At 72.9% G+C, this 4,156-nt stretch carries 4 protein-coding genes; 3 read left to right on the top strand and 1 reads right to left on the bottom strand.

What is annotated here, in order from left to right:
* On the bottom strand, nucleotides 1-1,233 hold a 1,233-nt coding region (locus BKE38_RS13840), incomplete at its 3' end, for a globin-coupled sensor protein (RefSeq protein WP_076957895.1).
* Between the two features lie 222 nt (nucleotides 1,234-1,455).
* On the opposite strand from BKE38_RS13840, the gene BKE38_RS13835 reads away from it, so the two are divergent.
* The 3 genes from BKE38_RS13835 to BKE38_RS13825 form a co-directional block, all read left to right on the top strand.
* Nucleotides 1,456-2,694, top strand: a complete 1,239-nt coding sequence (locus tag BKE38_RS13835) for an MFS transporter (protein WP_131829592.1) — start codon at nucleotides 1,456-1,458, stop codon at nucleotides 2,692-2,694.
* Nucleotides 2,691-3,317, top strand: coding sequence for a YciI family protein (locus BKE38_RS13830; RefSeq protein ID WP_242662345.1), 627 nt, complete (start codon nucleotides 2,691-2,693; stop codon nucleotides 3,315-3,317). The genes BKE38_RS13835 and BKE38_RS13830 overlap by 4 nt, the downstream gene beginning before the upstream one ends.
* A 148-nt stretch (nucleotides 3,318-3,465) precedes the next feature.
* A partial coding sequence (locus BKE38_RS13825; protein WP_076957893.1) for a hypothetical protein occupies nucleotides 3,466-4,156 on the top strand: 691 nt, incomplete at its 3' end.

Genomic DNA, 4,156 nt, shown 5'->3' with positions numbered 1-4,156 from the left:
GGCGCGGACGTCGTCGGTGCGCTGCGACATGCGGCTGGCGGCGCTGGCCGTCTCGCCGACGCTGCGGGCGATGGCGGCGGTGGCGGACCCCTGCGCCTCCACCGCGGCGGCGACAGCCGAGGTGGTGGTGTCGATCTCGCCGATCAGCCCGACCACCTGGCTGACCTCGTCGGCGGCCAGCTGCGTCGCTTGGCGGACGGCGGCGATCTGCCGGGTGATGTCGGCGGTGGATTGCGCGGTCTGCGTCGCCAGCTGCTTCACCTCGCCGGCGACCACCGCGAAGCCCTTCCCCGCATCGCCGGCGCGCGCCGCCTCGATCGTGGCATTGAGCGCCAGGAGGTTCGTCCGCGCGGCGATGTCGGCGATGATCTCTGCGATCTTGCCGATCTGCGCAGCCTGCTGCGACATCGCCTCGATGCTGTCGCGGGCGCCGCGGCCGGCCACCACCGCGCGCTGCGCCGAGGCGGTGGAGCCGCTGACCTGGCGGACGATCTGGTGGATCGAGCTGGTCAGCTGGTCGGCGGCGGAGGCGACGGTCTCGGCGGTGTGGCGGGTCTGCGAGGCGGCTTCGGCGGCCTCCCCGGCATTCTGCCCGGTGCGCGCCGCGGTCGAGGCCATGGCCTTGGCGGTGCCGGACATGTCGCTGGTCAGCGCGCTGACCTTCTCCACCGCGATGCCGGCCTCGCGCTCGATGGCCTCGGCCATGTTGTTCAGCGCGGCGGCGCGGCTGCGCTGCTCGGCCGCGGCATAGACCTCCAGCAGCAGCTCCAGGTCGAACCAGGCGCCCTTGTTTAGCGCGCTCCGGATGGCGCCGGCATTGCGCGGCCCGCCGCGGCCGAACCAGCCGGACCTGCCCTTGCTGCCGTCGTCGATGCCGAGGTCGCGCAGGATGCCGTTCATCACCGAGGAATGGCAGATCGCCACCGCATAGCCGGGCACCCCGTGGTCGTAGAACAGCGAGGCCAGGGTCTGCGCGGATTCGGTGAAGCCCGGCCCCATGTCGCCGCTGACCACCCGGCACCAGTGGGCCACGCGGGCGCGATGCACCTCGGCCTTGGTCAGCGCCGCCTGGATCTCCGGCCAGCCGGCGAATTCGACATGCAGCTCCTGCAGCAGGTCGGGCAGGCGCGAACGGGCGTAGTCCGCCATGCCCTTCAGCACCGCCACATCCTCGGCCGTGACCTTGAAGGTCGCCAGCCGTTTGTCCAGCTCGCCCTGATCGCGAAGGGGCATGGGGATCCTCGCCTGCCGCTGTCCGGCGCAGCATCGCGCAATAGTTTCAACAAGGCGTGAAAGCAGCAGGCCGCCGTGGCTTGGCAGCGCGGGGGGCCTCGGCCATGCTGGCCCCGCCACCCGGGACCCCTGTCCCGGCGGCGGGATGGGAAAGCCAGGAAATTGTCCGTGCCTTCGAGCCCCAAGGATCAGCCTGGGGCGGATCATGACACCCGTGCGGCCTTGCCATTGTGGGCGAGCGCGCTGATCGCCACCCTCTTCGTGCAGACGGTCAGCTCCTTCAGCAGCATGGCGCTGCCGCTGCTGGGCCCGCCGCTGATGGCGCGCAGCGGCCTCTCGCCCGAGAGCATCGGCTATGTCTCGGCGCTGACCTCGGGCGGCATCTCCTGGTTCCTGGCCTGCGGCGGGCCGATGCTCGGCCATTTCGGCGCGGTCCGCAGCCTGCAGATCGGCCTAGCCTGCATGGCGGCCGGGCTGCTGCTGATGGCGCAGCCGGTCGGGCTGGTGGCGCTGCTCGGCGCGCTGGCGATCGGCTTCGGCTGCGGCCCGAACACCCCGGCCGGCAGCCAGATCCTGATCCGCACCGCGCCGCCGCGGCACCGCACGCTGATCTTCTCGATCAAGCAGGCCGGCGTGCCGCTGGGCGGCGCCATCGCGGGCCTGGCCATCGCGCCGCTGGTGCAGCATCACGGGCTGCAGGCGGCGCTCTGGACCATCACCGGGGTGACGCTGGCCTCGATCCTGCTGGTGCAGCCCTTCCGCCGCCGCCTCGACGGCGGGCCGGCCACGGCGGTCGGCGGCCATTGGGGCCGGGCGCTGTTCTCGCCGCGGGTCTTCCTGCGCTCGCTCGGCGTGCTGAAGGCGCATCCCTCGCTGCCGCTGCTGACCGCGCTCGGCGCCTCCTATTCGACGCTGCAGGCCTGCCTGATGGCCTTCACCGCCACCTATGCCGTCACCCGCCACGGCGCGACGCTGGCCGAGGCCGGCGGCATCGTCGCGGTGATGCAGTTCAGCAGCATGATCGGCCGCGTGCTGATGGGCTGGGTCGCCGACCGCCGCGGCAGGGCGCTCCGCCATCTCGCCCTGCAGGCGCTGGCCTCGGCCGCGGCCGTCGCCCTGCTGCTGGTCGCCGGCAGCGCCGGCGGCCTGGCGCTCTATGCCTGCGCCGCGCTGGTGGGCTTCACCGCCATCGGCTGGAACGGCGTGCACATCGCCGAGCTCGCCCGCGTGGCGCCCCTGCCGCTGGTCAGCGACGTCACCTCGGCCGCCAGCCTGTTCGGCTTCCTGGGCTCGATCGGCGGGCCGCTGGCCTTCGCGGGGCTGGTCCGCTGGACCGGCAGCTACGAGATCGCCTTCCTGAGCGCCGCGCTGCAGCTGGCGCTGTTCGGCGCGATCAGCTTTCTTGTGCTGGGTCGCCAGGGACGCGCCGGCCGGCGCGCCACGCAGGGAGAGGTCGAATGAGCGAATGCCGTCTGGTCCTGGCGCGCGGGGCGGCCGATGCGGCGGCGCGCATCGGCGAGCACCGCGCGGCCCATCTGGCGCTGATCGAGCCGATGGCGGCCTCGGGCGCGCTGATCCTGGGCATCCCGCTGATGGGTGAGGGCGCCGGCTACCAGGGCTCGCTGATGCTGGTGACGCCCGAGGCGCTGGACGGCTACCTGGCCGCCGAGCCCTTCCTGCGCCACGGCATCTGGGCCAGCCACGCGGTGCACCGCTTCCGCATCGCACCGCTCCCCTACCGCCCGCTGCCCAAGGGCCCGGCCCCGGCGCAGCCGAGCCATGCAGTGGCCATCGCCTTCGACGGCACCGACGAGGGCGCGCTGCCGCGCCGCCTGGCGGTGCGCGAGGCGCATCTGGCCCGCGTCCGCCCCGCCGCCGAGGACGGCACCCTGACCCTCGGCGGCGCCATCCTGAACGAGGCCGGCGGCATGGCCGGCTCGGTCGCCATCACCGCGCATGCCAGCCTGGCCGAGGCGCAGCGCTGGTGGGCCGCCGACCCCTATCTGACCGGCGGCGTCTGGCAGCGGGTGGAATGGCATGCCAGCCGCTTCGCGCCGCTGCCCTACCGTGCGCTGCCCGGCTGATCCGCTTATTTTCATGATGGTTTCACCGGGCGCAATTCACACCGATCAGTGCGCCCGGCTTTCCGTTATTTCATAGAAACGTTCCACGGCCTTGGCCTAGCGTCCGCCCGACCGGGTCCCCGGACCCGGATCAGGGGGGACACAGGCCATGGCGGAGTGGACCGACATCGCGCGGGTGGTGGCGCCGACGGTGGCGACCGGGCTGCTCGGACCGGCGGGGGGGATGGTGGCCTCGATCGTGGCCGGCTTCCTGTTCCCCGACGAGCCGGAGAAGCAGGCCAAGGCCACCCCCACCAGCATCGCCGAGCGCATCGCCCGCATCACCGACCCGGCCGACATGACCCGGCTGCGCGAGGCCGAGCTGGCGCTGCGCAAGTTCGAGGCCGACAACGAGTTCCGCTTCGCCGACATGGCGCAGCGCGACCTGGCCGATGCCCGGGCCCGGCAGAGCGCGGCCAGCGCGGCCGGGGTGCACACCGCCGACCGGCTGGCCTGGGCGGTGCTCGGCTCCTTCACGGTGGTCGCGGTGATGACGCTCTGCGTCATCGTCGCCATGGTCACCGGCGGGCTCGGCACCGTCGGCGTCAGCCCGGAGACCTGGGTCGCCGTCTCCGGCTTCGTCGGCGCCATCCTCGGCTATTTCTCGGCCAATGCGCAGCAGGTGGTCAGCTTCTATTTCGGCTCCTCCGCCGGCTCGAAGGAAAAGTCGGAGCTGCTGCAGACCCAGGCGACCAACGCCATCAGCCAGCTCGGCCAGATCCAGCGCCAGGCCGCGGCGGCGCCCGCCCCGGCGGTGCTGGATCTGGCCGAGCTGGCTGATGGCGTTGGTCGCCTGGGTC

Source organism: Teichococcus deserti, assembly GCF_001982615.1.
Lineage (GTDB): Bacteria > Pseudomonadota > Alphaproteobacteria > Acetobacterales > Acetobacteraceae > Pseudoroseomonas > Pseudoroseomonas deserti.
Note: the sequence above shows the minus strand (reverse complement) of the source record. Positions and strands in the feature narration are given on the sequence as shown.